This window comes from Pseudoalteromonas sp. SWXJ133, assembly GCF_015864365.1.
Classification (GTDB): Bacteria; Pseudomonadota; Gammaproteobacteria; order Enterobacterales; family Alteromonadaceae; genus Pseudoalteromonas; species Pseudoalteromonas arctica.
This window is the reverse complement of the sequence record NZ_JADYXJ010000015.1, coordinates 1-24,845: the sequence shown is the minus strand read 5'-3', so window position 1 is coordinate 24,845 and position 24,845 is coordinate 1. Positions and strand designations below refer to the sequence as shown.

Annotated in this window: 24 protein-coding genes; 16 read left to right on the top strand and 8 right to left on the bottom strand. The window is 39.6% G+C overall.

The genetic code is table 11. The features are described from left to right. Positions 1–85: 85 nt before the first annotated feature. The 3 genes from I6F40_RS12200 to I6F40_RS12190 all read left to right on the top strand — a co-directional run bounded on the left by I6F40_RS12200 (position 86) and on the right by I6F40_RS12190 (position 1,793). The gene (locus I6F40_RS12200) at positions 86–505 is read left to right on the top strand and encodes a DUF3429 domain-containing protein (RefSeq protein ID WP_166377097.1); all 420 of its coding nucleotides are present in this window, start codon (positions 86–88) and stop codon (positions 503–505) included. A 67-nt stretch (positions 506–572) separates the two neighbouring features. After that, complete coding sequence (locus tag I6F40_RS12195; RefSeq protein WP_002960599.1) at positions 573–974, top strand: hypothetical protein; 402 nt, start codon at positions 573–575, stop codon at positions 972–974. Between the two features lie 3 nt (positions 975–977). Then, a complete protein-coding gene (locus I6F40_RS12190; protein ID WP_166377096.1) occupies positions 978–1,793 on the top strand; it encodes a class I SAM-dependent methyltransferase in 816 nt (271 codons plus the stop codon). 27 nt (positions 1,794–1,820) lie between these two features. Here I6F40_RS12190 and I6F40_RS12185 read toward each other — a convergent pair whose 3' ends face one another. Further along, positions 1,821–3,425, bottom strand: coding sequence for a GMC family oxidoreductase (locus I6F40_RS12185; protein WP_197192990.1), 1,605 nt, complete (start codon positions 3,423–3,425; stop codon positions 1,821–1,823). 102 nt (positions 3,426–3,527) lie between these two features. Here I6F40_RS12185 and I6F40_RS12180 point away from each other — a divergent pair, with 102 nt between their 5' ends. From I6F40_RS12180 to I6F40_RS12165, 4 genes are all read left to right on the top strand, one after another. Continuing rightward, entirely contained in the window at positions 3,528–4,538 is a 1,011-nt protein-coding gene (locus I6F40_RS12180) for an AraC family transcriptional regulator (protein WP_166379570.1), read from the top strand. 40 nt (positions 4,539–4,578) lie between these two features. Further along, positions 4,579–5,565 (top strand): Gfo/Idh/MocA family protein, encoded by a 987-nt coding sequence (locus I6F40_RS12175; protein WP_166379572.1) that lies wholly within the window; start codon positions 4,579–4,581, stop codon positions 5,563–5,565. Positions 5,566–6,008: 443 nt separating this feature from the next. After that, entirely contained in the window at positions 6,009–6,752 is a 744-nt protein-coding gene (locus tag I6F40_RS12170) for a FadR/GntR family transcriptional regulator (RefSeq protein WP_166379574.1), read from the top strand. 236 nt (positions 6,753–6,988) lie between these two features. Beyond that, positions 6,989–7,852: an EamA family transporter gene (locus I6F40_RS12165; protein ID WP_024591885.1), complete on the top strand. Its 864-nt coding sequence runs from the start codon at positions 6,989–6,991 to the stop codon at positions 7,850–7,852. 82 nt (positions 7,853–7,934) lie between these two features. Here I6F40_RS12165 and I6F40_RS12160 read toward each other — a convergent pair whose 3' ends face one another. Further along, positions 7,935–9,131, bottom strand: a complete 1,197-nt coding sequence (locus tag I6F40_RS12160; RefSeq protein ID WP_166379576.1) for an MFS transporter — start codon at positions 9,129–9,131, stop codon at positions 7,935–7,937. Positions 9,132–9,205: 74 nt separating this feature from the next. Further along, the gene (locus I6F40_RS12155; protein WP_166379578.1) at positions 9,206–10,300 is read right to left on the bottom strand and encodes an NADH:flavin oxidoreductase/NADH oxidase; all 1,095 of its coding nucleotides are present in this window, start codon (positions 10,298–10,300) and stop codon (positions 9,206–9,208) included. A gap of 477 nt (positions 10,301–10,777) precedes the next feature. Here I6F40_RS12155 and I6F40_RS12150 point away from each other — a divergent pair, with 477 nt between their 5' ends. Both I6F40_RS12150 and I6F40_RS12145 read left to right on the top strand, forming a co-directional pair. Further along, positions 10,778–13,195, top strand: coding sequence for a TonB-dependent receptor (locus I6F40_RS12150; protein ID WP_197192989.1), 2,418 nt, complete (start codon positions 10,778–10,780; stop codon positions 13,193–13,195). A 113-nt stretch (positions 13,196–13,308) separates the two neighbouring features. Then, entirely contained in the window at positions 13,309–14,892 is a 1,584-nt protein-coding gene (locus I6F40_RS12145; RefSeq protein ID WP_197192988.1) for a tetratricopeptide repeat-containing sulfotransferase family protein, read from the top strand. Between the two features lie 468 nt (positions 14,893–15,360). On the opposite strand, the gene I6F40_RS12140 is transcribed toward I6F40_RS12145, so the two are convergent. From I6F40_RS12140 to I6F40_RS12125, 4 genes are all read right to left on the bottom strand, one after another. Beyond that, the gene (locus I6F40_RS12140) at positions 15,361–16,563 is read right to left on the bottom strand and encodes a winged helix-turn-helix domain-containing protein (protein ID WP_231609357.1); all 1,203 of its coding nucleotides are present in this window, start codon (positions 16,561–16,563) and stop codon (positions 15,361–15,363) included. A gap of 92 nt (positions 16,564–16,655) precedes the next feature. Beyond that, positions 16,656–17,024: an MmcQ/YjbR family DNA-binding protein gene (locus I6F40_RS12135; protein ID WP_197192986.1), complete on the bottom strand. Its 369-nt coding sequence runs from the start codon at positions 17,022–17,024 to the stop codon at positions 16,656–16,658. Between the two features lie 81 nt (positions 17,025–17,105). Next, positions 17,106–17,537 carry a hypothetical protein gene (locus I6F40_RS12130; protein ID WP_197192985.1) on the bottom strand — a complete coding sequence of 144 codons (432 nt, stop codon included), beginning with the start codon at positions 17,535–17,537 and terminating at the stop codon, positions 17,106–17,108. Positions 17,538–17,625: 88 nt separating this feature from the next. Beyond that, positions 17,626–18,234, bottom strand: a complete 609-nt coding sequence (locus I6F40_RS12125; protein WP_197192984.1) for a TetR/AcrR family transcriptional regulator — start codon at positions 18,232–18,234, stop codon at positions 17,626–17,628. Between the two features lie 153 nt (positions 18,235–18,387). Here I6F40_RS12125 and I6F40_RS12120 point away from each other — a divergent pair, with 153 nt between their 5' ends. The 7 genes from I6F40_RS12120 to I6F40_RS12090 all read left to right on the top strand — a co-directional run bounded on the left by I6F40_RS12120 (position 18,388) and on the right by I6F40_RS12090 (position 23,732). Next, positions 18,388–18,768: a hypothetical protein gene (locus tag I6F40_RS12120; protein ID WP_197192983.1), complete on the top strand. Its 381-nt coding sequence runs from the start codon at positions 18,388–18,390 to the stop codon at positions 18,766–18,768. A 77-nt stretch (positions 18,769–18,845) separates the two neighbouring features. Continuing rightward, entirely contained in the window at positions 18,846–19,757 is a 912-nt protein-coding gene (locus I6F40_RS12115) for a haloalkane dehalogenase (RefSeq protein ID WP_197192982.1), read from the top strand. 10 nt (positions 19,758–19,767) lie between these two features. After that, positions 19,768–20,508, top strand: a complete 741-nt coding sequence (locus tag I6F40_RS12110; RefSeq protein WP_197192981.1) for an SDR family oxidoreductase — start codon at positions 19,768–19,770, stop codon at positions 20,506–20,508. A gap of 80 nt (positions 20,509–20,588) precedes the next feature. Beyond that, on the top strand, positions 20,589–21,233 hold the full coding sequence (locus I6F40_RS12105) for an SDR family oxidoreductase (protein WP_133011386.1): 645 nt from the start codon (positions 20,589–20,591) through the stop codon (positions 21,231–21,233). Between the two features lie 79 nt (positions 21,234–21,312). After that, positions 21,313–22,011, top strand: coding sequence for a DNA alkylation repair protein (locus tag I6F40_RS12100; protein ID WP_197192980.1), 699 nt, complete (start codon positions 21,313–21,315; stop codon positions 22,009–22,011). A gap of 20 nt (positions 22,012–22,031) precedes the next feature. Further along, complete coding sequence (locus I6F40_RS12095) at positions 22,032–22,931, top strand: haloalkane dehalogenase (protein ID WP_165728953.1); 900 nt, start codon at positions 22,032–22,034, stop codon at positions 22,929–22,931. A gap of 135 nt (positions 22,932–23,066) precedes the next feature. Next, on the top strand, positions 23,067–23,732 hold the full coding sequence (locus tag I6F40_RS12090) for a hypothetical protein (RefSeq protein WP_197192979.1): 666 nt from the start codon (positions 23,067–23,069) through the stop codon (positions 23,730–23,732). A gap of 476 nt (positions 23,733–24,208) precedes the next feature. Here the strand turns inward: I6F40_RS12090 and I6F40_RS12085 are convergent. Continuing rightward, positions 24,209–24,845 (bottom strand): IS3 family transposase (locus I6F40_RS12085; protein ID WP_197192978.1); only part of this gene is annotated, 637 nt, incomplete at its 5' end.

The following is a 24,845-nucleotide window of genomic DNA, read 5'->3' as shown; positions in this document are numbered from 1 at the left end:
GCTGGCGAATTATTAAGATCGCTAATCGCAATACTGCTACAATAGCCGCGCTTCAAATAAGTCATTAAATATAAGGCACGCCATAATGGAAAAATTTTTTAACCACATACAACTAGGTTATTTAGGCTTAATCCCGTTTTTAGGGTGTGTGGGTTGGCCGCTTATGTTTGGCAGTAATAGCCTTAACTTAGAGTTTTTTACTTTTTACAGTATCGCCATTTTAGCATTTATGGCAGGTAGCTTGTGGCGCGCCGGAGAGCAAAGCTATAGCAATGCAATTAAAGCGATATTACCTGTTATCCCAGTTCCATTTTTATCATTTTTACCTGTAGAGTGGGCACTGGCTTGGCTAGGTGCTAGTTTTTGGTTAGTACTTATATTTGAAAAAGCCACGCCGCAATGGCAAACCTATCATAAAGATTATCAAAAAATGCGCTTTGTACTTACCTCTGTTGTGTTTGTGTGTCATATCCTTACTATTGGTATGAGTATTTACCCTAAATAGCAGCTGTAAACTTAAATATTGCGTGGTAATAAGGTAATATCCGCGCACTGCTATTTGAGGACACACCATGATTGACCAACTACGCCAACAACTCGACGAACTTGGCGAAAACTACGTAGAAAAAAACGCTGCATTTAAAATCAAAGTGATCCCATTTTTTTGTGCTATACGCATTAAAAAAGATCATAAAAGCGAAGGTCGTTTAAGCTTTTATTCAAGTCAATTACTCGAAATATTTTTAGTCGTCTTATTTTTACTATTCGGTTTAACACTCTACGATACAGATGCAGGATTTACTCACGGCCCTATTCATATTGCCTTTGCCATTTTAATTACCTTTAATCTTATTATTAAACAAATCGCAATTGAAGGGTTAAAAACCAGACTTGCGTTTCATCGTTTACTAGCAAAAGACTCACAAACAAATAGCGATATAAATAATACTGCTACAAACATAAACGCTAAATAAAATATGTATTTAAATCCTCAATGGCGAATACTCACCGTAGGCGATGGCGATTTATCTTTTTCGAACGCTATTTACACTCATCTATCGCCAAAAGCTTTGGTTGCATCCACTTACGATGACCAAACTACTATTGAGCAAAAATACCAGCACAATGCACTTAGCAACTTAAAAGCGCATAACGTTGAGGTACTTAATAGTTTTGATGTAACAAATCCCGCGTGTTGGCAAGCTCTAAGTAAAAACCAGCACAGCTTTGATGTGGTTATTTTTCAGTTTCCGCTTATACCTGCATTTGTTGGCCGTGAAGCGTTTGAAAACAACACGCGCCAAACCAGTATGAACGTATTAAACCGCGCTTTGCTGCATCAATTTATTAAATACGCTAACGAATACGCGCTTGATAAAAATGGTCCAATGCTGTGTTATATCACTTCAAAGGATGTAAAACCTTATCGAGAATGGAATATAGAAGGGAGTTTAAATAACGGCTTAAACGCTGATTATTTAGGCCAAATCCCATTTGATATTAGCCATTTTGAAGGTTATAAAATTCGTAATGTTGACCGCGACAAACACGTAAAAGACACCAGCGGCATAACTTACGTTTTCAGCCCAAAAAGTATTGATAAACATACTAGCGAATTAAGCTCACGTCTTACCAAACCTGCATACTTAACATCTAACCATTGCCCCCTTTGCCGCGTTGGACCTTATATGGCAAGCGAGGACGAAACCAAGCATCTAAACGCTAAAAAGCATCAGCAAATGCTGCACCTTGAAAGCGATTGGCAACAATGGCTAAATGAGTTTTATAGCTAATTAATAGCCCTACTACAGTTTATTTAATTACACCTTTTCGTGTTTAATTAAATCAGCTGCTTTTTCAGCAATCGCAATTACCGGTGCATTTGTGTTGCCGGTAATAATGGTAGGCATAATCGACGCATCGACTACGCGTAAGTTACTTACCCCATGCACTCGCAAATTAGTATCCACCACTGCCATTGAGTCTTGCCCCATTTTACATGTCCCTACTGGGTGATACTCGGTATCTGCAGTTTGGCGTATAAACTCAATTAGCTGATCATCATTATTTATATCAAGCGGATAGAGCATTTTACCGCGTATGTTATCAAAAGCTTTGCTTTGCATAATAGCGAGTGTTTTTTTAAGGCCTGCAAGCATTACAGTTAAATCATCTGGATGGCTTAAATAATTAGGGTCTATAAGCGGTGCACTACGCGGGTTGTTATCAGCTAATGTAATAGTACCTCGGCTTTTGGGGCGCATAATACTGCTGTGTATACTGTAACCATGCCCAGTGTGTAATTTACGACTATGATCGTCCACCAGCCCAATTACAAACTCTAGTTGCACATCGGGCGCTGGCGAGCCTTCAAATAATTTAATAAACGCGTGCGACTCTGCAAAGTTACTGGTTAATCGCCCTTCTCGTTTACTAAACCAGTTAACACAGCCTTTTATAATGCTGGCAATGCCTAGCGGGCTTATACCAAATGTGCCTTTATTTGTTTTTGATTTATAAAGTGGCACTACCGTTAAATGATCTTGTAAATTAGCGCCAACACCTTCAAGTACGTGCTGAACCCTAATGTTATGTGCACTTAACTGCTCTTTTGGGCCAATACCTGAAAGCATTAATATTTGCGGCGAATTAATAGCGCCAGCACTAAGTATTACCTCTTTTTTAGCACGTAAATTAATAACCTCTTTATTACGCTCTATTTGCACGCCTTGCGCTATCTTATTGGTTATATTTATTTTATTAACGTGGCTATGGGTTAATACCGTTAAATTGGGGCGGTTTAAATGCGGTGTTAAATATGCTTTTGCTGCACTACAACGCTCGCCATTGTGCTGAGTTACCTGCGATAAACGTGCACCACTTTGCTCTTTGCCATTTATATCGTCGCTTAAATTAACGCCCTGCTCAGCACAGGCATTTAAAAAGTATTGGTTTACATCGCTTGGGTTATTTAGCTCTTGTACATGTAAGGGGCCGTAAGTGCCGTGCAGCTCATTATTTATAAACGCTTTATTGTTCTCAGCTTTAATAAAGTACGGAAGTAAACTATCAAAATTCCATCCCGTATTGCCATTAGCCGCCCATTGGTCGTAATCGTACTTATTACCTCTTATGTAAACCATTGCATTGATAGAGCTTGAGCCACCCAATACTTTGCCACGCGGCACAAAACCACACCGGTTATTAAGCTCTTTTTGTGGCACGGTATTGTAATGCCAGCTATTTATGCCATAAGGCACACTCGCTGCTATGCCTGCTGGCATTTGCACAAATACACTGTTATCACTGCCGCCAGCTTCAATTAAGCACACACTTACATTTTTATCCTCAGACAATCGCGATGCCATAACGCAGCCGCCACTACCTGCGCCAATCACAATGTAATCAAATGTTGTATTGTTCATGGTGTACCTTAATAAAAGTTTTAAACGGCTTTTGCAGTAATAGTCCATAGAAAAACTCAACAAAACTTGATATTTTTAGACATCATTTATTTGAGGTTAACCATGAGCAGCCTAATCAGAGCCACGTCATTACAAGGTATAGATACCCTAATTAGCGAATTTGGCGGCGATCCGCATGAAATAATGCAAAACTGTAATATTAATAACGTTGACTTTAAAAATCTCGATAACCAATATTTACCTTATCGAGATTACGCTGAGCTATTAGAGTACTGTGCTTGTAAGTTCAATTGTTCTAGTTTTGGCCTTAAGCTCGCAAGTAGACAAAATTTTGATATTTTAGGGCATATTGCAATAGCAGCTAAAAGTAGTACTAATTTAGGTGATGCACTTAATTGGGTTATTAAATACCTTCACTTGCACAGCCCTGCACTTAGCTTAAACTCGCACCCTTTAGAGAATGATAAAAGCTTGTTTTTATCATTCGAAATTAATTTAAAACCATTACCGCACATTAACCAAGTAATTGAGCTAACTATTGGTTTAGCATTGGCTGTTATTAAAAAGCTGAGTAATAACCGCTGCAAACCAATTAATATATTTTTGCCAAAAAAATTAAGTACTAATACTCGTGCCTATAACACTTACTTTGGTTGTAACGTTATAGAGCATCGCAACAGCGCTGGTATTGTAATCTCAAAAAGTGATTTAACTCTTGAGCTTGATCACCCTGAACTAAATAAAGTACAAGCAGCGCTAAGCTTCTTGGCAAAAAACAAAGAACACACACAACCATTACCCAACCAAGTTAGTGCACTAATTAGGCCTATGCTTCCTATTTATCAATGTAGTAACCAAACTATTTCAGCTGCGCTGGGTATGCACCCGCGTACTCTGCATCGAGAACTTATCAAACATAATACGAGCTTTGTAAAACTTAAAGATGCCACTCGTCGCACTTTAGCTGCACACTATTTAGCGCAAAACCAATTTACAATATCAACCATATCTGAGCTTTTAGGGTATCAGGAGCAAGCAACGCTAAGTGTTAATGTTAAACGCTGGTTTGGATGTTCTCCTCGAGCATATAGGACTAAAAAAATGTTAAACTAAACACTCTTATTATTATTTTTATTTAAGCTAAGGAGTGAGCATGAACTTTGTTATTGTTGGCACCAATTTTATTAGCGACACACTGTTAGCCGCTGCAAATACGTTAAACGATTTTAATTTATATGGGGTGTGCTCGCGCGCAGTATCAAGCGGCGAAGCGTTTTTAGCCAAACACCCACAAAATGCACAAGCAAAAATTTTCACCTCAATCGAGCAAGTATGCCAAGATCAAAATGTTGATGCTGTCTACATAGCCGCCCCTAACAGCTTACACAAACAATATACCGTTATGTGCCTAGAAGCGGGTAAACATGTCCTTGGCGAAAAACCATCAGCAGCCAATTCTAAAGAGCTTGCAAGCATTATTACTACAGCAAAAAAACATCAGCGCCTTTACATGGAAGCCATGATGACCACTCACTTGCCTAACTTTGTACGGCTGCAACAGGCAATGGTAAAAATTGGCACACCACGTAAATATATTGGCCAGTACAGTCAATATTCATCGCGTTACGATAAGTATAAAAATGGCGAACGTCCAAATACGTTTTTGCCCGAGTTTGCTAATGGTGCTTTAGTTGATTTAGGGATTTACCCACTGTATTTATTAATTGCACTTTGGGGAGCGCCGCAAAGCGTAAGTGCCAGTGGCGTATTACTTGATACGGGTGTAGATGGTGCGGGCGATGTATTACTAAACTACGCAGATAAACAAGCCGTTATTAGTTACTCTAAAATATCGCAAGGCGACAACATAACCGAAATACAAGGTGAGCTTGGACGCATACGTATAGAAGCCGTATCGCAACTTAAAAAGGTGGAGTTTATTGCTAATAATGGTGAGGTAGAGATTATATCCCAGCCGTTTAATGAGCACTTTATGAAATACGAAGTTGAACATTTTATGGCATTAGTGAAGCAAAATATCCTTGAGTCACCCGTTAATACGCACATTTTAGCCAGTAACGTAATGAGCGTTCTTGATGAAGCGCGCAAGCAACTTGGGGTTGTGTACCCTAACGACTAATTAAATAAAATATGGGCGTTAACCAACGACAGTTAACGCCCAGAAGAAAGCTTAAATAGCTCTCGTACAACTACACATTTTACAAAACACACTTTATAAATACATTTAAAAATAGCGATCCCCATCCATGGGCAATCAAATACTTCTACAACAAACTTAACACTAACAACCCAAATTCGGTTTATTACCAATATTTATTATTCAATAACCTTAAAACTAACCTAACACACAAAAACATTACCAATCAAGCTGGCCAATTGCATTATTTTAAACTAAATTGGTAATACAAGAATGCAACCATTGGTGTATAGTGGTTTTTAACCATAACATCGCGTTAGAATTTTGACATAATAGTGAATTTTAAGGTAACCTCTGATATTAGCAGTTGGTTTTGACTTTTAGGCCCCAGAGGCCATTATTCCTTAAGGTAATGAAGGTAAAGTATGGGTAATCGTCGCTTATTTTGGCGCATAGTTGATAAAATTGAGTCTTTAATAAATCAAGGCGAATTTTCTGCTGGGAGTCGTTTACCACCTGAACGTGAACTTGCAGAAATGTTTGATGTAAGTCGCCCTACCATTAGAGAAGCTATTATCGCATTAGAAGTACGTGGCAGAGTTGAAGTTAAAACAGGCTCTGGTGTTTACGTAGTAGAACAAAAAAATGCCTCAATAAAATCAAAAGAAATCAGTGCATTTGAACTTACTCAAGCGCGTGCATTAATTGAAGGCGAAATTGCCGCTTTAGCTGCTCAAAGTATTACAGAAGAAGAACTAGAGCAACTAAATAAAACATTAATTGCCATGGAAAAAGGCCTTTATGTTGAGCAAGCTGACCGCGAGTTTCATGAAATAATCTCGCGAGCAACGCGTAATAAAGCACTTGAGTTTGCAGTGTCTAACTTGTGGGATTTACGTTTAACAAATCCACAAATTGTTGCTGACTATAGCAGTGTATGTAAAAACAATAACGAGTGCGTTATGGACGAACATACTGCGATTTATATTGCACTAAAAAACCATGATGCTAATGCTGCACGTACTGCAATGCACAAACACTTCAATCGCTTAATTAATGCTTTATTTGACGCTGTAGAATCGCGTGCACTTGAAGAAATTAAACGCAAAAATGATGAAAAACGAGGCCTCTACTCGCTTGATGGCTTAGTTAATAAAAGTGCCCACTAAGGCCTTTTAACCAACTGATTAAAGTTAGCAAACGCCTGTTTGCTAACTTTACCTCTTACTTTATTTACCCTGCCCTATTTAATATACTTTTAATTGCGCTATTTTTGGTCGCAAACACTTACCTATAAATTTAAAAAAAGATACTATGCCGCCATTAATATCGGGCGGGTTTAGCTTTTATACTCCCTGCATTACAATTTAACTAATTGATAGAGTTACTCAACTCAAGGATTAAAATGCAAGCATCTTCAAAAAGTTATTTACTGGCTATCGTGTGTGTACTGCTTGCAATGATGACCATTCAAACGGGCGCGTCATTTGCAAAACAGCTTTTTCCTATTGTTGGCCCTGAAGGTACAACTGCCCTTAGGCTTGGTTTTTCTGCCTTTATACTTTGCTTAGTGTTTAAACCTTGGAAACACTTACCTACTTCTGGTAATCGTATTCCTATAATTGTGTATGGTTTAAGTTTAGGCGGCATGAACATTTTGTTTTATTACGCCATTGAACGCATTCCACTAGGCATTGGTGTTGCGCTTGAATTTACAGGCCCGCTTGCTGTTGCCTTATTTTCATCACGCCGCAAACGTGACTTATTTTGGGTTGCCTGTGCTATTGCCGGTATTTTGCTTCTGCTTCCTGATATGAGCGGCCAAGACAGCCTTGATCCATTGGGTGTAGCGCTTGCGCTTGGCGCCGGTGCATGTTGGGCAGGTTATATATTATTTGGTAAAAAAACGGGCACACAAAGCTCTGGTGGAGCCACTGTCGCATTGGGTATGACCGTTGCCGCTATAGTGCTAGTACCTTACGGCGGCATTATGCAAAGCGCCGCGTTTACGTGGGAAATTATCCCACTGGGTATTGGTATTGCTATTTTATCAAGTGCACTGCCTTACACACTTGAAATGGTTGCACTGCGTAACATGCCTTCACAAGGGTTTAGCGTAATGATGAGCTTAGAGCCTGCAATAGCTTCGCTCGCAGGGTTTATTATACTGGGTGAGTTACTTACTTTATGGCAGTGGCTCGCTATTTTACTTGTTATTATTGCATCTGTTGGTAGCTCTTTTTCAAACGCAAAAAAACAGGCTACTTAATTAACTACTAAACTAACCTTAACAAGTTAAATAAAGTCACCACGCAACATGGTGACTTTATTGTGTTGTATCCAGTAATTTTTTAACTCACAGCCTTACTTTGCTTTTTAGTTGTAACCAAATAGCCAATCAACGAAATAAGCGGCATGCCCGTTGCAACCAGTGCAATACCTGTCCACCCGCCCGCTTCATATAATGGGCTGGCAATAAGCGAGCCTACTGCGCCACCTACAAATATACTCGTCATGTAAATAGCGTTTAAACGCGCACGGCTTTGTGGCTCTAGTGCATACACTGCACGTTGACCCAATACCATATTGGCCTGCACAGCAAAATCAATAAACACACCGGTTAATGCCAATACTATAATGCCGTAAGGTAGCTCAAATAAGCTTGGTAAAAAGCACACTGCTGCAATTACTTTGGCCAGTAACGATACCTGATGTGTATAGCCCTTATCTGCCAAGCGACCAACAATAGGGGCTGCTACAGCACCTGCCGCACCCACTAATGCAAACAATGCTATTTCTGATTGCGATAAACCATACTCACGGGCAAGCACAACCGGTACGCTTGTCCAAAATAAACTGAACGATGCAAACATTAATGCTTGAAAAAGTGAACGTTGGCGCAGCACTGGTTGGCTTATCATTAACTGTTTAAGCGATTTTAATAACTTAAAATACGTTGTTTTATGGGTAGGTTGCCTGCTTGGAATAGCAAAATAAATTACGCCTGCAATAAACACCATACACCCTGCTGCAAAGTAAAATACAGCGCGCCAACCAAAGTGATCGGCTATTAAGCTCGATATAGGTCTTGCCAGCAAAATACCTAGCAAGAGACCCGCCATAATATTGCCAAGAACCTGTCCGCGCTTCTCGTCAGACGATAAATGCGCAGCAAGCGGAATAAGCACCTGAACAGAAACCGAGCTCATACCTATCATTAAACATAAAATAAGCATTACATTAGGTGAATCAGCAAGTGCCGTACCCACCAAACTCAAAAACGACACAGCTAAAGTAATAAGCATTAAACGCTTATTTTCAATTAAGTCAGCTAATGGCACTAAAAAAAACAATCCCAAAGCGTAGCCTATTTGTGTAAGCGATACGATAAGGCTAGCACTGTGCGCACTTAATCCAACTTCAGGGGCAAGCAACTCAATAATAGGTTGAGCGTAGTAAATATTGGCAACAATAAGACCGCAACACAAAGCAATAATAGTAACGAGTGTATTGCTAAGTGGTTGTGGTGAAACGCCTGGTTGGGTCATGTGTGTCTCTACTTTATAAAAATAATAAAACCCAACCAGCAAACGCGGGTTGGGTTTTTACAAAAAACTTCGTTTTATTTTATTGGTGATGGCTGCCCATGTGGGCTTGAGCGTAAATACTGTTTAGGTGCAGTTACTGTAGCGCCAAGCTCTGCAGCTGCATGCCACGGCCAATGCGGGTTATATAAAATGCCACGCGCCAGCGCTACACCATCGGCTTGCTGCTCACTAATAATATCTTCGGCTTGTTGCGCCTGTGTAATTAAACCCACCGCTATAACAGGCATATTCACAGCTTCTTTTATGGCTGTTGCAAACGGTACCTGAAAATTAGGTTTTACTGGTATTTGTTGCTCAGGACTTAAACCCGCAGTACTTACATGAATAAAATCACAGCCGAGTTCATCAAGCGCTTTACTAAGCACTATCGATTGTTCTAAATCCCAGCCGCCTTCAACCCAATCAGTTGCCGAAATACGCACACCTACCGCTTTTTCACTAGGAAATACCGCTCTTACCGCTTTAAACACATCAAGCAATAAGCGCATTCTGTTTTCTAGGTTGCCACCGTAGTTGTCATCGCGCTTGTTTGAAAGTGGCGACAAAAACTGGTGTAACAGGTAACCGTGCGCACCATGTAGCTCGATTAAATCAAGGCCGAGTTCATCAGCGCGTTTAGCTGCACTGACAAAGTCTTTAATTAATGAGTCTATGTCGTCTTGGCTCATTGCTTTTGGCACTGGGCTGCTATCGTCGTACGCAACTGCCGAAGGTGCCACGGTTTGCCAGCCATTAACGTCATCAGGTGCAATAGCGCCAATATCTTCCCACGGCTTACCTGTAGAGGCTTTACGCCCAGCATGCGCTAACTGAATACCAATAGGCATAGAGCTGTATTGCCTTACTGCTTTCAGGCTTTTGCCCAGTGCTTGCTGGGTTTCGTTATTCCAAAGCCCTAAATCGCCGTAGCTAATACGCCCTTCTGGGTTTACTGCTGTTGCTTCTAAAATTAGCAATCCTGCACCACTCAAACTCAATTGGCCCAAATGAATAGTGTGCCAATCGCTAGCAGCGCCATTGTTTGCTGAGTACTGGCACATTGGTGCAATAATAATACGGTTATCTAACGTTACTTGCCCAAGTGATAAAGGCGAAAATAGTTGGCTCATTGTTAATCCTTAAAAACACGCACAAAAAAGTGCGGACAAAACAAAAAAGTGTATACGAAGCGGCAATCAAACACGCTCACTCAATAACTTACACAGTTACTTATAAATACGACTACCACTCTTAATGGGGATAAAAACATACTTTAATAGTGCTGATAAAAGCATAACTAATGACATTATAAACTATCAATTTTAATGTAATAATTTGTTTAACGAGCGCGTCATAAAGCCATCTTTAAAAAATGAATGACTATTTACCTTTAAACAAGGGTGTGATTTTTAACCTAACTGTACCTAATAGCACTAAGCTATTGCTTGTATTACCTATTAACTAAATAAAAACCCTACATACCAACCATATTTATTCTATAAAAGTGAATTAAAATTCAATTTAGATATTCCAAGCTACTTCACTCCCTGATAAACTGCTTAACTTAATTTACTAATGTAAAACATTTGAACTGGGGATCACTTTTTATGTTTAAACCAAGCTTGTTAACCTTGGCTATTTCGAGCGCTGTTTCTAGCGTATTTTTATTGCCTAATGCCGCACTTGCTCAAGAAGAAGTTGCCGCTAAAAACAAATCACTCGAAGTAATTGAAGTAACAGCAACAAGACGCAGCGGCTCTGTGCAAAACGCACCGTTAAATATTACCGCCCTTGACGCTGATATAATGAAAGATCAAAATATTAGCGAACTTGCAGACGTAGCGCGCTGGGTCCCTGGTTTAACAATTACCGATCAAGGTGGCCGCTCAGGCTCGCCTATTATTGTTCGTGGTTTAAATACAAATTCATCGGGTCCATCGTCAGATGGCGGCACGGTATCTACTTATATAAACGAAATTCCGGTTTCGGTAGATATGCGCCTTGTAGATATTGAGCGTGTTGAAGTATTAATTGGGCCACAAGGCACGCTTTATGGTGCAGGTACATTAGGTGGTGCAATTCGTTACATGCTTAAACAGCCTGAGCTTGATTTTACATCGCTTGAAGTTTACGGCGACCTATTTCAAACAAAAGAAAGTGACTCTTTAGGTGGCGAAGGCGGCTTTATATTTAACCTTCCACTAATTGAAGACAAGCTTGCAGTTCGCGCCAGCTTAAACGTATATGAAGACCCAGGTTTTATCGATTACGGCTACGTAGTACGCGAGCCAGGCGTATCACTGCCTGATCCAGATTGGAGCGACAGCTCAGCAGTTAACAACAACCTTAAAAATGTAAAAGACGCCAACGGCGAAACCACCACTACAGGTCATATTTCTGTACGCTTTAAACCAAATGAATCATTTGAAGGTACGCTTAACTACTTTTATCAAAACCAAGACAGCGAAGGCCGCTCGATTGTTCATTACAACAGCCTTAATGCAAACAACGGTTTAAGCGACGTAATAGGTAAATACGAATCAGCTTATCGCTTTGAAGAGCCTCGCGAGAAAAAAGATCAATTACTAAGCCTCGAACTAAAAGCCGACCTAGGTTTTGCAGAGCTAGTATCGGCAACCGGTATTTCGAGCTTTGATGCCGACGGTCAACGCGACCAAACAGATTTACTTATTCGTCTTGATTACGGTTATGAAGAGTTTCCTTCGTTTTCAACGTTTACCCGTGAAATTGACGAAGAAGATACCTTTACTCAAGAAATTCGCTTAGTGTCGCAAGGCGACAGCGACTTTAACTGGATTGTGGGTGGCTTTTACAACAAAACAGAAACCGAAGCATCAAGCCGAGAGTTTACCCCTGGGTTTGACCAATTCGCTATCGATAACTTTGGTGGCGAGCAGCTAAGACCTGACTCATTAGAGTACTTAGAGCTTACAAAAAGTACCGTCACTGAATCTGCACTATTTGGTGAAGTTGGCTACCAAGTTACCGACAAATTAGATGTGACCATTGGTGCCCGTTTTTACAAATACGATATAGAGTCGCAAGCGGCTTTTGACTTCCCGCTAGCAAATACATTGTATGGTGGAGTAGATCCTGACAAAATCACCGTTGCATACGAAAAAGACGAAGCAGGCGATAACGGTAACTTATTTAAATTTAATGCTAAATACCAGTTCACTGACTCAGTAATGGGTTATGTAACCGTAAGTGAAGGCTTTAGAATTGGTGGTTCAAACGGTTTAGTGTCTTGTCCAGATCCAATTGTTGAGGATCAACAAACAGGTTGTGGTAAACCTGACGAATTATTATATGAAGCCGACACCACAACAAACTACGAGCTAGGCTTTAAAAGTACATGGTTTAGAAGCCAACTTCACTTTAACGCCGCATTATTTAACGTAGATTGGGATGATGCACAAATTACGGGCGCTACAGATATAGGCCAATTAACATATATTTCAAACGCAGGCAGCGCTAATGCAAAAGGGGTAGAAATTTCAACCCGCGCTATTTTATCTGACTCATTTTCAGTTTATGCAACTTATGCCTACACAAAAGCAGAGCTAACATCAGACGCACCATTTTTGTTTAACGCCGATGGCACCGGTGGCGCAGAAGACGGCGACCGTTTACCTGGCTCACCCGAAAACCAATTTTCGATGGGTGTAAACTATCAAACAGACGTGTTTAACGACAAAACGCTTGATATTAACTACGGTTTAACCGCGCAAAGCGACGTGCTTTCAAGAGTAGGGCTTCGTGATAACGGCGAAACACTACCAGGTTACAGCTTAAGTAATATATCAGCTAAATTAACAGCCGATGTATGGTCAACTACCCTATATGTTGATAACCTATTCAACAAATACGCGGTTACGTCAGTTCGTCGTTCAGATGCCGATATAACATCAGCTAATGGCGCCGACATACAACGTAACTACGGCCATTACATTAATCGCCCGCTTACGGTAGGTGTTAAATTTAACTACAAATTTGAAATATAATTTAAGCGACTTTTAAACAGTCTCACTTTTTAAACACTGTTTTAAGGCTCAAATTTATTTGAGCCTTTTTATTTTATTAACGCGTAACTAAACAATAATAATTGCCTAAAACCATGCAGCCAAATTTAAAGCAACTTCATCAAAGCGCAATACAGTCCCTAAACCAAGGTAAAATAGAGCAAGCACACAAAGCCCTAGTGGAGTTAGTTACACAAAAGCCCGACTTTGCTGATGGGTATTTTTTGCTAGCAATGGTTAATTTAACTGTTGGGCAAATACACAAAGCAATTAAGCTCATCGAAAAAGCCCTAACGCTTGGCCAAAGTATTGAATACACCGCGCAACTTGCAAAGTGTTATGCGCTAACGGGCGAATTACAAAAAGCAAAACACACCGCCTTAACTATACCCATTCAACAAATACAAAAACCGCTTGATGCCGACACCCTAGGCGTAGCCCTTACGCAAGCCGGCTTGCACGAACACGCAATTAACTATTTTGAATACGCTATTAAACTGGCTAAAGTAGCTCACAAAGCCCAGCCACAGTTTTATTATAACTACGGTGTAAGCGCTAAGTTTTTAGGATTATTTGATAAAGCACAAGATGCGTTCGAACATGCCATAGCGCTTAGCCCACTTCATCATCAAAGTCATTTTGCGCTAAGCGACTTAACTAAAGCAACCGCACAAAACAATCATATTGAACGCTTAAAAAATGTATTTGAGCAAGTAACACACCCTGATGAAAAACTGCATATTGGCCATGCTTTGGCAAAAGAGTATCAAGACATAGGTGAGTTTACTCAGGCTTTTAACGCGTTACAGCAAGGTAAACTAGCAAAACGTGCTGTGCAGCCGTTTGATCATAAAAGCTCAACTGCGTTATTTGAACATATTAAACGCTTAAGTGAACAGCACACACAGGCGCGAGTACAAGGTAACCAAACGGCAGAACCTATTTTTGTATTAGGCATGCCCCGCTCTGGCACCACATTAGTTGAGCGTATAATATCGAGCCACAGCGACGTGCAATCAGCTGGTGAATTACAAGACTTTGGCTTAAGTGTTAAAAAGCTAAGCCAAACGCAAACACCTCACGTGCTCGACTCTCAAACGCTCAGTAAAGCCTACGAGCTTGATTTTAATCAGCTTGGGTCAACCTATTTAAACGCAACACGCGTAATAACAGGCAGCCATAAACACTTTATTGATAAGCTCCCGTTTAACTTTTTTTATATCGACTTAATAACCAAAGCACTGCCAAACGCCAAAATAATTTGTATGCTGCGCGACCCAATGGACACCTGTATTGGCAACTATCGCCAGTTATTCACAATTAATAACCCCTACTACGCGTACTCGCTCGATTTACTCGACACAGCAAAATTTTACAGCCGTTTTTACAAACTAATGCAGCACTTTAGCGCCCTGCACAGCAATATAAAATTAGTAAAATACGAAGAGTTAGTAGCAAAGCCCGAAACACAAATAAAAGAGTTAGTCAGCTTTTGTAACCTAGAGTGGCAAGAACAGTGTATAGACTTTCACTTAAACACCGCACCGGTTTCTACCGCAAGCAAGGTGCAAGTACGCCAACCACTTAACAATAAAGCAATTGGCCGTTGGAAAGCGTTTAAGCCGAATACTGATGAAATTGAAGATTACTTTTTAAAGCAAAATATCAGTTTTGAGTAAAGGTTTTATAGCTTAGGAGTTAGGTGTGTGAACCTTGAATAACCCGCTTGTGCAAGTGTAGGTCGGATAAGCGAAGCGCCATCCGACACAGTAAAACACCTGGCCAATTATTATCAATATTTTATGTTGTCGAGTGAATAGAGAGTGCCAATAGCGAACCTTCAAGGCGTAAATCTGAAATTCTGTTGGGTGGCGCCTTCGGCTTAACCAACCTACCTTTTGACGTAGGTCGGATAAGTGGCGAAGCCACGTCATTCGAAAAAAATGATGAATTGACTAGCAACAACACGACTTACCGCGTTTATGTTGTCGAGTGGCCAGAAAGTGCCATAAACTGAAAGTGGCAAAAGGCAAGACGCGACCCCATTATCCTGCTTGATTAAAAGTGTAAATGAGTCAAACGAACAAAGTGTTACTGCACTTATAACCTTGATAGACGTTGATTTACAACTAGGACAAACAGCGCACTCATATTATGGGTCCTATATTAACGTTAATAATAGATTTTAATGCACTTTGTAACTTTTCATTTAACTGTTTCGGGTAGACTTCAGTTAAAGAAACGGAGTCACATTTCTGAAAACTACAAAATGGTATAATGGCGTCTACAAAGGCTGTAATAACTAACGCTTGCTCAAAGTTATGCTGCTCAAAATGTAGTGATTTAATTTCTAAATGAGACGTTTTTCTATGCACTTTACAATCCATACGACCAACAAATTCACCGCGATAAAGTAGCGGTAAGCAAAAGTAACCATACTGTCGTTTCACTGCAGGAACATAACATTCTAGTTGATAGTTATATTGAAAAAGCAACTTGAGCCGATCACGTTGAATGACACTATTATCGAATGGCGAAAGGATCAACATTCGATTATTCAGACGAGGAAGGGGTCGTTCAATCGCCTCGGTTTCCACTAACAATATTTCACCGCTACTCATTTGCACTTGTTGTAAAATGTTCTGCGCTAATCTTTCATTGACCAAGTTTTTCACTGCGTTGCGCAATTCGTTATCTCGACGTAAATAAGTCAAGCCTTTAAGTGAGGTAACCCCCAAGCAGCGGAACTGTTGATCGACAATGTGCGTGGCCAACTCATCCATACTGGGCATTTTTAAGTTTACCTCAGAAGGTAATACCCGTTCAGTTAGATCATACGTTTTTTGAAAACCTTCTCGGTTACTAACCATCAGGTCGCCTTCCATATACAACTGTTCAAGTGCTTTTTTTGTAGGCTTCCAATCCCACCAACCCGCACGTTTTGTTGTATTGGACTCTAAATCTCGAGATCGCAACGGACCGTCGATACGTATGCGTGTTAATAATTCTTGCATCAGCTTGCTATCACGCTCTTTATGCCAATGAATTTGGCCATTTTTAATCGCGTGTTTATAAGGTAATGAGAAGCGAAAATCTTTAATCGGTAAAAAAGCGGCAGCGTGAGACCAGTACTCAAAAATGTCTTTATTGAGTAATAACTGATTGGTCATAGCGGGTTTGAAATTAGGTACTCTAGCATGAAGAATATGATGATGAGCACGCTCTACCACCGAAATAGCATCAATTTGTACGTAACCTATATGGTTAATCGCATTACACGCACCAGCCAAACCACGGCCAAAAGCTTGTGTTTGTAGCAAACCTTGTGCTGACAGGGCAAGGCGACGCAAACGCGCTAGCTGTTGAGGGTGTTTAATTTTAATCATATTTGCCTAAGAGATAATTAACGAGTATCCGTGCAACGTGTAAACCTAAACCTATTTTAAGGGGTTTGGTTTAAACCGAGCTCTTTTTGTTTTTTCTTTGTCAGGCCTAATGAAACAAGCCGATAAGACTCTTTAAGGTAATATGATAAGTCGTCATCAGTATCATCGTTGCTTTCGTAGTGTTGTATCCATTTCATTCCACGAGAAGCAAAATACGGTGCAGGCTTATAGCTAGGTATTTCACTGAGAAAATGAAAGTTAAGTTCAGATGTTTTAAAAATAAATGCTGGGTTGTCATCTTTTCCCAATCCGCCGATAGCAAAAACCTTTCCGCCGACTTTCCATACATGAGAATTATGCCATTGGATAACATAAGTAGTCGCTGATAGTCCGCGGCAAAAATCATTAAATTGTTTATAGTTCATCTTGTCGATCTTCGTTTGTATAGTCTATTGGCTATAGAGCCCATTATATGGACTTATAAATATATGAGCTCGCTTTATATTTTAGCGATAACGCGCATATAACCTACTGGCTAAAAATGCGCCAATGAGCATTTCAAACCATGCGATTGGGACCAAAGTAACTGCCATTTCCCACGTTCCTAATCCTGAGTTCACAGAGCCTATCCAAAATACCCCCAGCGTTGCCATGCAAGTAACAGTGGCTGATATAACAATCGTTTTTACATTGTGACCAAAGCTTTGAGCGCACAACCAGTAAATAAATACCAAGGTACTCGCCAGTATGGTATCCCATATTCCCCATATCAATGCATTACTGACAGCCATTGGCCCAACGACTAACTTTCCGGCATAGAAGGCCTCCATCATAGGAAACGCGACTAAAATAGCTCTTGCTACCTCGGCGACGTGGATCCAAATACTCGTTAGTAACATCACGAAGATAAATTGCTTAAATTTGAATGTGCTATTCATAAATATCCTGTACTTCCTAGGTTATTGGTTAACTGTGGGTAATTAAAAAATAGATTCTGTAGTGCATGAAACAATGCGAAATATTGAACTAAGAGTAACCAAAAATAGAATTCAAAGCATGATCAAGGACTGACTTTAATTCATCTTCAACCAGACCTACTTTTGCTTGAACAGCCAGTCCATAACTTACTGATAAGAGATAGTTAGTCAGTTTTTCAGCCGTCTGGCCTTGGGGCATATCCGTCTTCGCAATGCCAGACGCGAATAAACCTGTCAATGTTTGCTGAGTTTCTGTTCCTAATTTCTTCATATAAACAACCGCATCTTCTGGAAACGCAACACTATCTGATTCATTAAAACTCTTTACAAGCAAACATCCACGGGGCGTTTCATCGCTGGTGAATAGCTCAATAAGTCCATAGAAACAAGCTTGTAACCGATCCTTTAATGTTGCATTTGATGGCTCTACTAGATGGCTGTAGTTAACTTCTACATATTGTTTTTGATAATGTGCCAATGCATCTTTGAACAATTGCTCTTTATTGACAAACGTGCCGTACAAGCTCGACGTATTAATGCCAAGCTCAGAAGAAAGATTGGCAACAGAAGTACCTGAATATCCATTGGCCCAAAATAACCGCATCGCTTTATCTAAAACGACTTCTTTATCAAACGCTCTTTTTCGTCCTGCTTTCACTCTGTGGCCCTTAAAAATAATATTAATTAACTCTATTTTGAAGCAGTCACTTCAAAATGTCAATTCGCCCTATTGACATTACAAAGTGATCGCTTCACAATCAACTAAATTCTGAAGCGATCACTTCATAAAAATAAAATAAGTGAACTAAAAATGTTTAAAAAATTCGTACAAATTACGGCGCTATTCAACTTTCCAATCGCACTAGGCATGATTATTTCAGCGCTGATGGCACCTCAAGCAGACACGTTAATTATCACAGTGGTATTGGGCGTATCTTTTATGCTTATGGGCGCTGCGTTACTTTGGGCTACTTCAGACATTAAAACCCGTGCCCCTCTTATTGTTTGGAACGGATTGGTAAGAATGGTCGGCTTTATCATTGTTACATATGCCGCTTCATTAGGCTTGGCTCCAAAGGTATTTATCTTTATTTCAGTCATGGATCTTATTACCGCCTTTGTTTACATCATTGGCAGTATGCGCATATCTGGACTGTCTTTTAAATCGCTATTTTTAGGCAAAACCCAGTAGCTTATAAATTAATAATTTTAGCATTGATAACATTAACTTAAGCAAACTTAAACTAATTACTTTTCAGGAGAAATACGATGACGATTAAAGCATTAAGAACACCAGAAGAAAGATTCTCTGTATTACCGGCTTTTCCTTACCAACCTAACTACATTGATGATTTAGCTGGTTTTGAGTCTTTACGCATGGCCTACATCGACGAGGGTGATTCCTCATCTGAAAACACTTTTTTATGTTTACACGGTGAGCCTTCATGGAGCTACTTATATAGAAAAATGCTTCCTATATTTACGGGCGCTGGTCATCGTGTTGTTGCGCCTGATTTGTTTGGCTTTGGTCGTTCAGATAAACCCGTTGATGAATCAGTTTATACCTTTGATTTTCACCGTGACAGTTTAATGCAATTTATTGAACGCCTTGATCTGAAAAATATTACGCTGGTCTGTCAAGATTGGGGCGGAATTCTAGGGTTAACAATCCCAATGGATATGCAAGACCGATTTAAAAACTTGATTGTCATGAACACGGCAATATCGGTGGGTGAAACCGCCCCTGAAGGGTTTTATCAGTGGCGAGATTTCTGCGCAAATATGCCTGAAATACCTGTCGGTGGTTTATTTGCCTGTGACGCAGGGCCAGCCGTATCTGTGATGGATGTTGTTGCTTATGACGCGCCATTTCCAGATAACAGCTATAAAGCAGGCGTAAGACGCTTTCCCGCCATGGTGCCTGTCGAGCCAACGATGGATGGTGTTGAGCACGGAAAACGCGCAAGAGAGTTTTGGTCAAAAGACTGGAACGGTCAAAGCTTCATGGCGATTGGCATGAAAGATACAGCTTTAGGCGAAGGCCCGATGGAGTACTTAAGAAGCTTTATTAAAGGCTGCCCTGAGCCCTTAAAAATTGCAGAGGCAGGACACTTTGTTCAGGAATACGGTGTTGAAATTGCAGAAAAAGCGCTTGTTCACTTAGAAATGAATAATAAATAGGCTATATCCAATGAATACAAATATAGAAAATAAAGTGATTGTTATAACGGGTGCTAGCAGTGGTTTAGGTGAAGCAACTGCGCGTTTTCTGGCTCAAAAAGGCGCTAAAGTCGTATTGGGTGCGCGTCGTAGTGAAAAACTAGCAGCTATCGTAAACGATATTCGTGCTCAGGGTGGCGAAGCTGAATATGTCACGATGGATGTCACCAAATCCGATCAGGTTAAAATGCTTGTCGACAAGGCGATTGAGACTTTTGGACGCTTAGATGTCATGGTCAATAATGCTGGCTTGATGTCGATTGCCCCAATGGCTGAGGTTAAGGTTAATGAATGGGATCGCATGGTTGACATTAATATCAAAGGGGTACTTTACGGTATCGCCGCTGCACTTCCCGTGTTTACCAAACAAAATAGTGGTCACTTTATTAATCTTGCTTCCGTTGCTGCACATAAAGTTTCACCGGGTTCGGCTGTCTATAGCGGTACAAAATTTGCGGTTAAAGCGATAACTGAAGGATTGAGAGCGGAAGTGGGTGGCAATATACGTACAACGCTATTATCACCCGCCTTAATTGATTCTGAATTAAAATTCGGTAGTTCGGATGAAGCCACCTCTAAGTTTGTTCAAGATATTTATAAAGTCGCCATTCCAGCTTTATCTATTGCCAAAGCTGTCGCCTATGCGATTGAACAACCAGATGATGTCGATATTAACGAAATTATTATCAGACCAACAATTCAAGACTTCTAATCTAATGTGAGTGGATCCTGCCTTTTTTGTATTTTGTTTGGCAGGTCAACGTGAAACAGTTGCTTTAAAAGGTATAAAAAATGAAAAAAACACTCGTTATTGGCGCTAATGGCCAGATTGGTAAAATAGTGGTTGAGTTGCTTCACAATCAGGATCGCCCAGTGCTCGCAATGGTTCGTAGCAAACTACAAGCTGAGAAGTTAGAAAATATGGGTGTAGAGGCTGTTGTTGGCGATCTTGAAACTGATTTTGAACACGCTTTTAAGGACTGCGATAAAGTAGTATTTAGTGCAGGTTCTGGCGGTAATACAGGCGACGATAAAACACTTCTAATAGATTTATGGGCAGCAAAAAAAGCAGTTGATTATTCTTTAAAGGAAGGTATACAACATTTTGTAATGGTAAGTGGTTTAGGCGCACAAGACCCTGACGAATTTGAATCAGAAATAAAACCCTATTTGGTGGCAAAGTATTTTGCCGATCAGTACCTATTATCCAGTGGCCTAAATTACACCATTCTTAGACCGGGACTCCTTACTAATGATAAAGGCAATGGGCTCATAACAACCACGCGTTCGACTTCTACGAATGATTTATTCATTAGCAGAGAAGATGTCGCTAAATCAATAGAGTATTACATTAATCGTGACGAAGTCAGTAACCAGATATTTGAACTTTATCATGGTAATGAAGTAATTAGCTCGGCATTAACCGCTAGCAATTAATTTATAACCAACGATTCGCTAACCACTATAAAATAATATATTAGCGAAAGAAGCTATTAATATTAGAGTTTTAAATAATATGCAAAACTACCTTCAAGAAATAGATACAATCACTTCTAAAGCAGGTGAAACCGTTCCTTTACAAAGAAAAGCTTTTGAAAGAGGTTTTTCTTTTAAACACATGTCTTTTTATGAACAACTAGCGATATGGAGTTATATCTGGACTAACACAAAAGTGTATAGAGCAGAAATGTTTTGTTTGTATTTCTTGGAGGAGCATATTAAAAACAAAGATGAAATGCTGGCCGCTTGGCCAACGATTAAATTATGGCAAGACAAAATTAATCGATGGGAAACAAGCGATGGCATTTCAAAAATATATGCTCAATTAGTAGAATATGATGCAGCATTAATTTTGCCAATGTATAAAAAATGGAATACGTCTACAAACCCATGGCATAGAAGACAAAGCATAGTGGGTTTACTTTATTACAGCGCTCATAGAAAACACTATTTACCTTTTCAAGTACTTATAGATTTGGTAGCACCTTTAATTTCTGACCACGCTTATTATGTTGAAAAAGGAGTGGGTTGGACACTTAGAGAAATAGGAAATATATACCCTAAAGAGCAGGAAGAATTTCTATTTGAAAACGCAACTAAAATATGTGCTTATGGATATAGTGCAGGTACAGAAAAATGGGATAAAACAAAACGGGAAAAACTGAAGCAAATTAGAAAAGCAGCAAGAGTTTTAAATCGCAAAAATTCAATTTAAACATTTAAAAAGGAATAAATATGTCAAACAACAAACCAATATCAGCAGCGTTTCCTTTTGAATCTAAATTTCAAGCTGTATTAGATTCTAAAATGCATTATGTAGATGAAGGAGACAAAAGTTCTAAAGATACTTTTTTACTCATACACGGAAACCCTACATCAAGTTATTTATGGCGAAACATCATTCCGCATGTAAGTCCGTTAGGTCGTGTAGTTGTTCCCGATCTTATTGGAATGGGTAAGTCTGACAAGCCCGATATAGACTATACATTTGAAGACCATATTACCTATTTAGATGCGTTTATTGAAAAGTTAGCCTTAAAAAATATCATTATAGTCATTCAAGATTGGGGTTCTGCTTTAGGTTTTAACTATGCCAATCAGCATAGAGAAAATATAAAAGGGATTGTTTTTTTTGAAGCTATGTCTCAAGTTTCTTATTGGAAAAATACGACTAAAGAGACAGAAACATTATTTAAAAAATTTCGTGACCCTGCAGAAGGGCATGAAATGATTGTTAAAAACAACTTCTTTATTGAGGCTATGCTACCCATGATGGCGGGCAGAGAATTAACTCAAGAAGAAATGGACCATTACCGAGCGCCTTATTTGGAAGAAAAGAGCCGTAAACCACTGCTTATGTGGCCTGGTCAAATTTCGTTTGATGGCGTCCCAAAATTTACCACTGACATTGTTAATTCATATAATGAATACCACAAAAATTCAGATGTGCCTAAGTTGTTATTTTATGCAGAGCCAGGACTAATTATTAATCGAGAATTAGGTGAGCATATCGCTGAAACGTGGAAAAATATTACTGCAGTAGATTTAGGTGAAGGAAAGCATTATCTACAAGAGTCGCATCCACACGAAATTGGTGAAGGTATTGTCGATTGGTATAAAAAAGTTATTAAATAAACACTAATTATAGGGCTAGTGGTCAAATAGAAAAAATGCTTAAGCGTTATATTGGGTAGACTACGGAACCATGAGCAGATTTATTTGACCGCTATAATTTGACACTATAATTTGACCACGACAAAGAAAGTACCGATGGCAGCTAAATTATCCACGTTTGAAGCAGTCGATGGCTCTGCTACATTATATACCGCCACCAAAAATAGCCTTAGATGCACGGCTATTAAACTGAGAACAGGTGGTGTTTGTTTATATAGTCCAGTGTCAGGCCTCAGTGAAGAGGCTAAAGATAGCCTAATCGAATTAGGCGAAGCCCAATATCTACTCGCCCCAAATACCTACCATAATGCTGGTTTGGTAGAGTACTCAAAAGCCTACCCCAAAGCTCATCTGGTGGCATCTGAGAGTGCTCATGCACGCTTGACTAGCAAGACAGGACTAACGTTCAAAGAATTATCATCGCTAGCCAATGCACTACCAGAAGGACTTACCCTAGAAGAACCCAGGGGTTTGAAAAATGGTGAGGTTTGGCTCATCGAATCAGCGCAGATAGGCCATATTTGGCATGTTGTGGATGCCTTTGCTGGCCAAAAACATACTGAAGGCCCAATATGTGACATAGTAAAAATGGTTAAAGTATTTCCTAATTTTGGTATTAAAGATCGAAAAGTCTTTGCCAGCGCGGTAATGCAACTTATTGAAATTTCACCGCCTAAAATTTTACTGCCTTGTCATGGTGCTTTAATTAAATCACCTGAGCTAGCTGATAAGCTCCGTAATTTAATACTAGAACTTGGCTAGAGAAAAACGATACTTACGTAATTTTAAAATAGTATCATTTGAATTAAATCATAGGTCTGGCTACTCATTTAGAGATGAATTTTCAAGTCGCTTTATGCCCATTTCGGCCTTAGGAAGCTAATCCACAGTCGCTCCAAAGTGCCTAAAAAACAAAAAAATTATAGCTAATATTAATTAGCTATAATAAAGACTACTTTTCCCAAGCAAATTTTTGAAAAGGTTTATCTACTGGCGTTTTTGCAATGTGATTTACCAGAAGAAGTGCACCTAAACCCTGAAAGTGAAACCGTTAAAGTGGAGAGTGCATAACGAAGTGATCGCGACAACTAGTTTGACAAACACCGCCAACAGCACACTATTTTTACCATCATGATCGGGGGTTATTCAGTTTTAAAAACCAGTCCTTTCGATTGGGCAAATATCACTAGCGTAAATAGTATTTCGGTTATCCCGCCAATAAATGCGCCATGTAGTGGTCAATAAAATTTGGCCACAGTTTTAGAATCTTGATATCTAACCTCAGATTCATTTGGCGCTAAGCCGGCATTATAATGATGCGGCCTAACGTTGTTGTAATATCCATTTATGTAATCACTTACGCTATATTTAGCATCTATAAAATTTCCATATCCAACCTTTGGCATCCATTCCGTTTTAAAGCTTCTAAAAAATCGCTCCATTGGTGCATTATCCCAACAGTTTCCACGCCTACTCATACTTTGCGTAATTTTATAACGCCATAAACGTTGGCGATATTTTAAACTTGTATAATGACTACCTTGGTCTGAATGAAACATCAGTCCTGTTGGTTTTCCTCTGCTTTCATACGCGAGTTCAAGCGCTTTTAGCGTTAAATTAGTATCTGGCGACAACGACATGGCCCAGCCAACTACTTTACGTGCAAATAAATCAACAACAACGGCTAAATAAGCCCAGCGATTACCTACCCAAATATACGTCACATCACCGCACCACACGGTATCTGGCTCAACAACATCAAATTGTCTATCAAGCAGGTTTGGAATTTCAAGGTGTTCATTACCGCCGCGTTTATATGAATGTTGAGGTACTTGGCAGCTTTCAAGCTTTAATTTAACCATTAGCTTAGCAGCA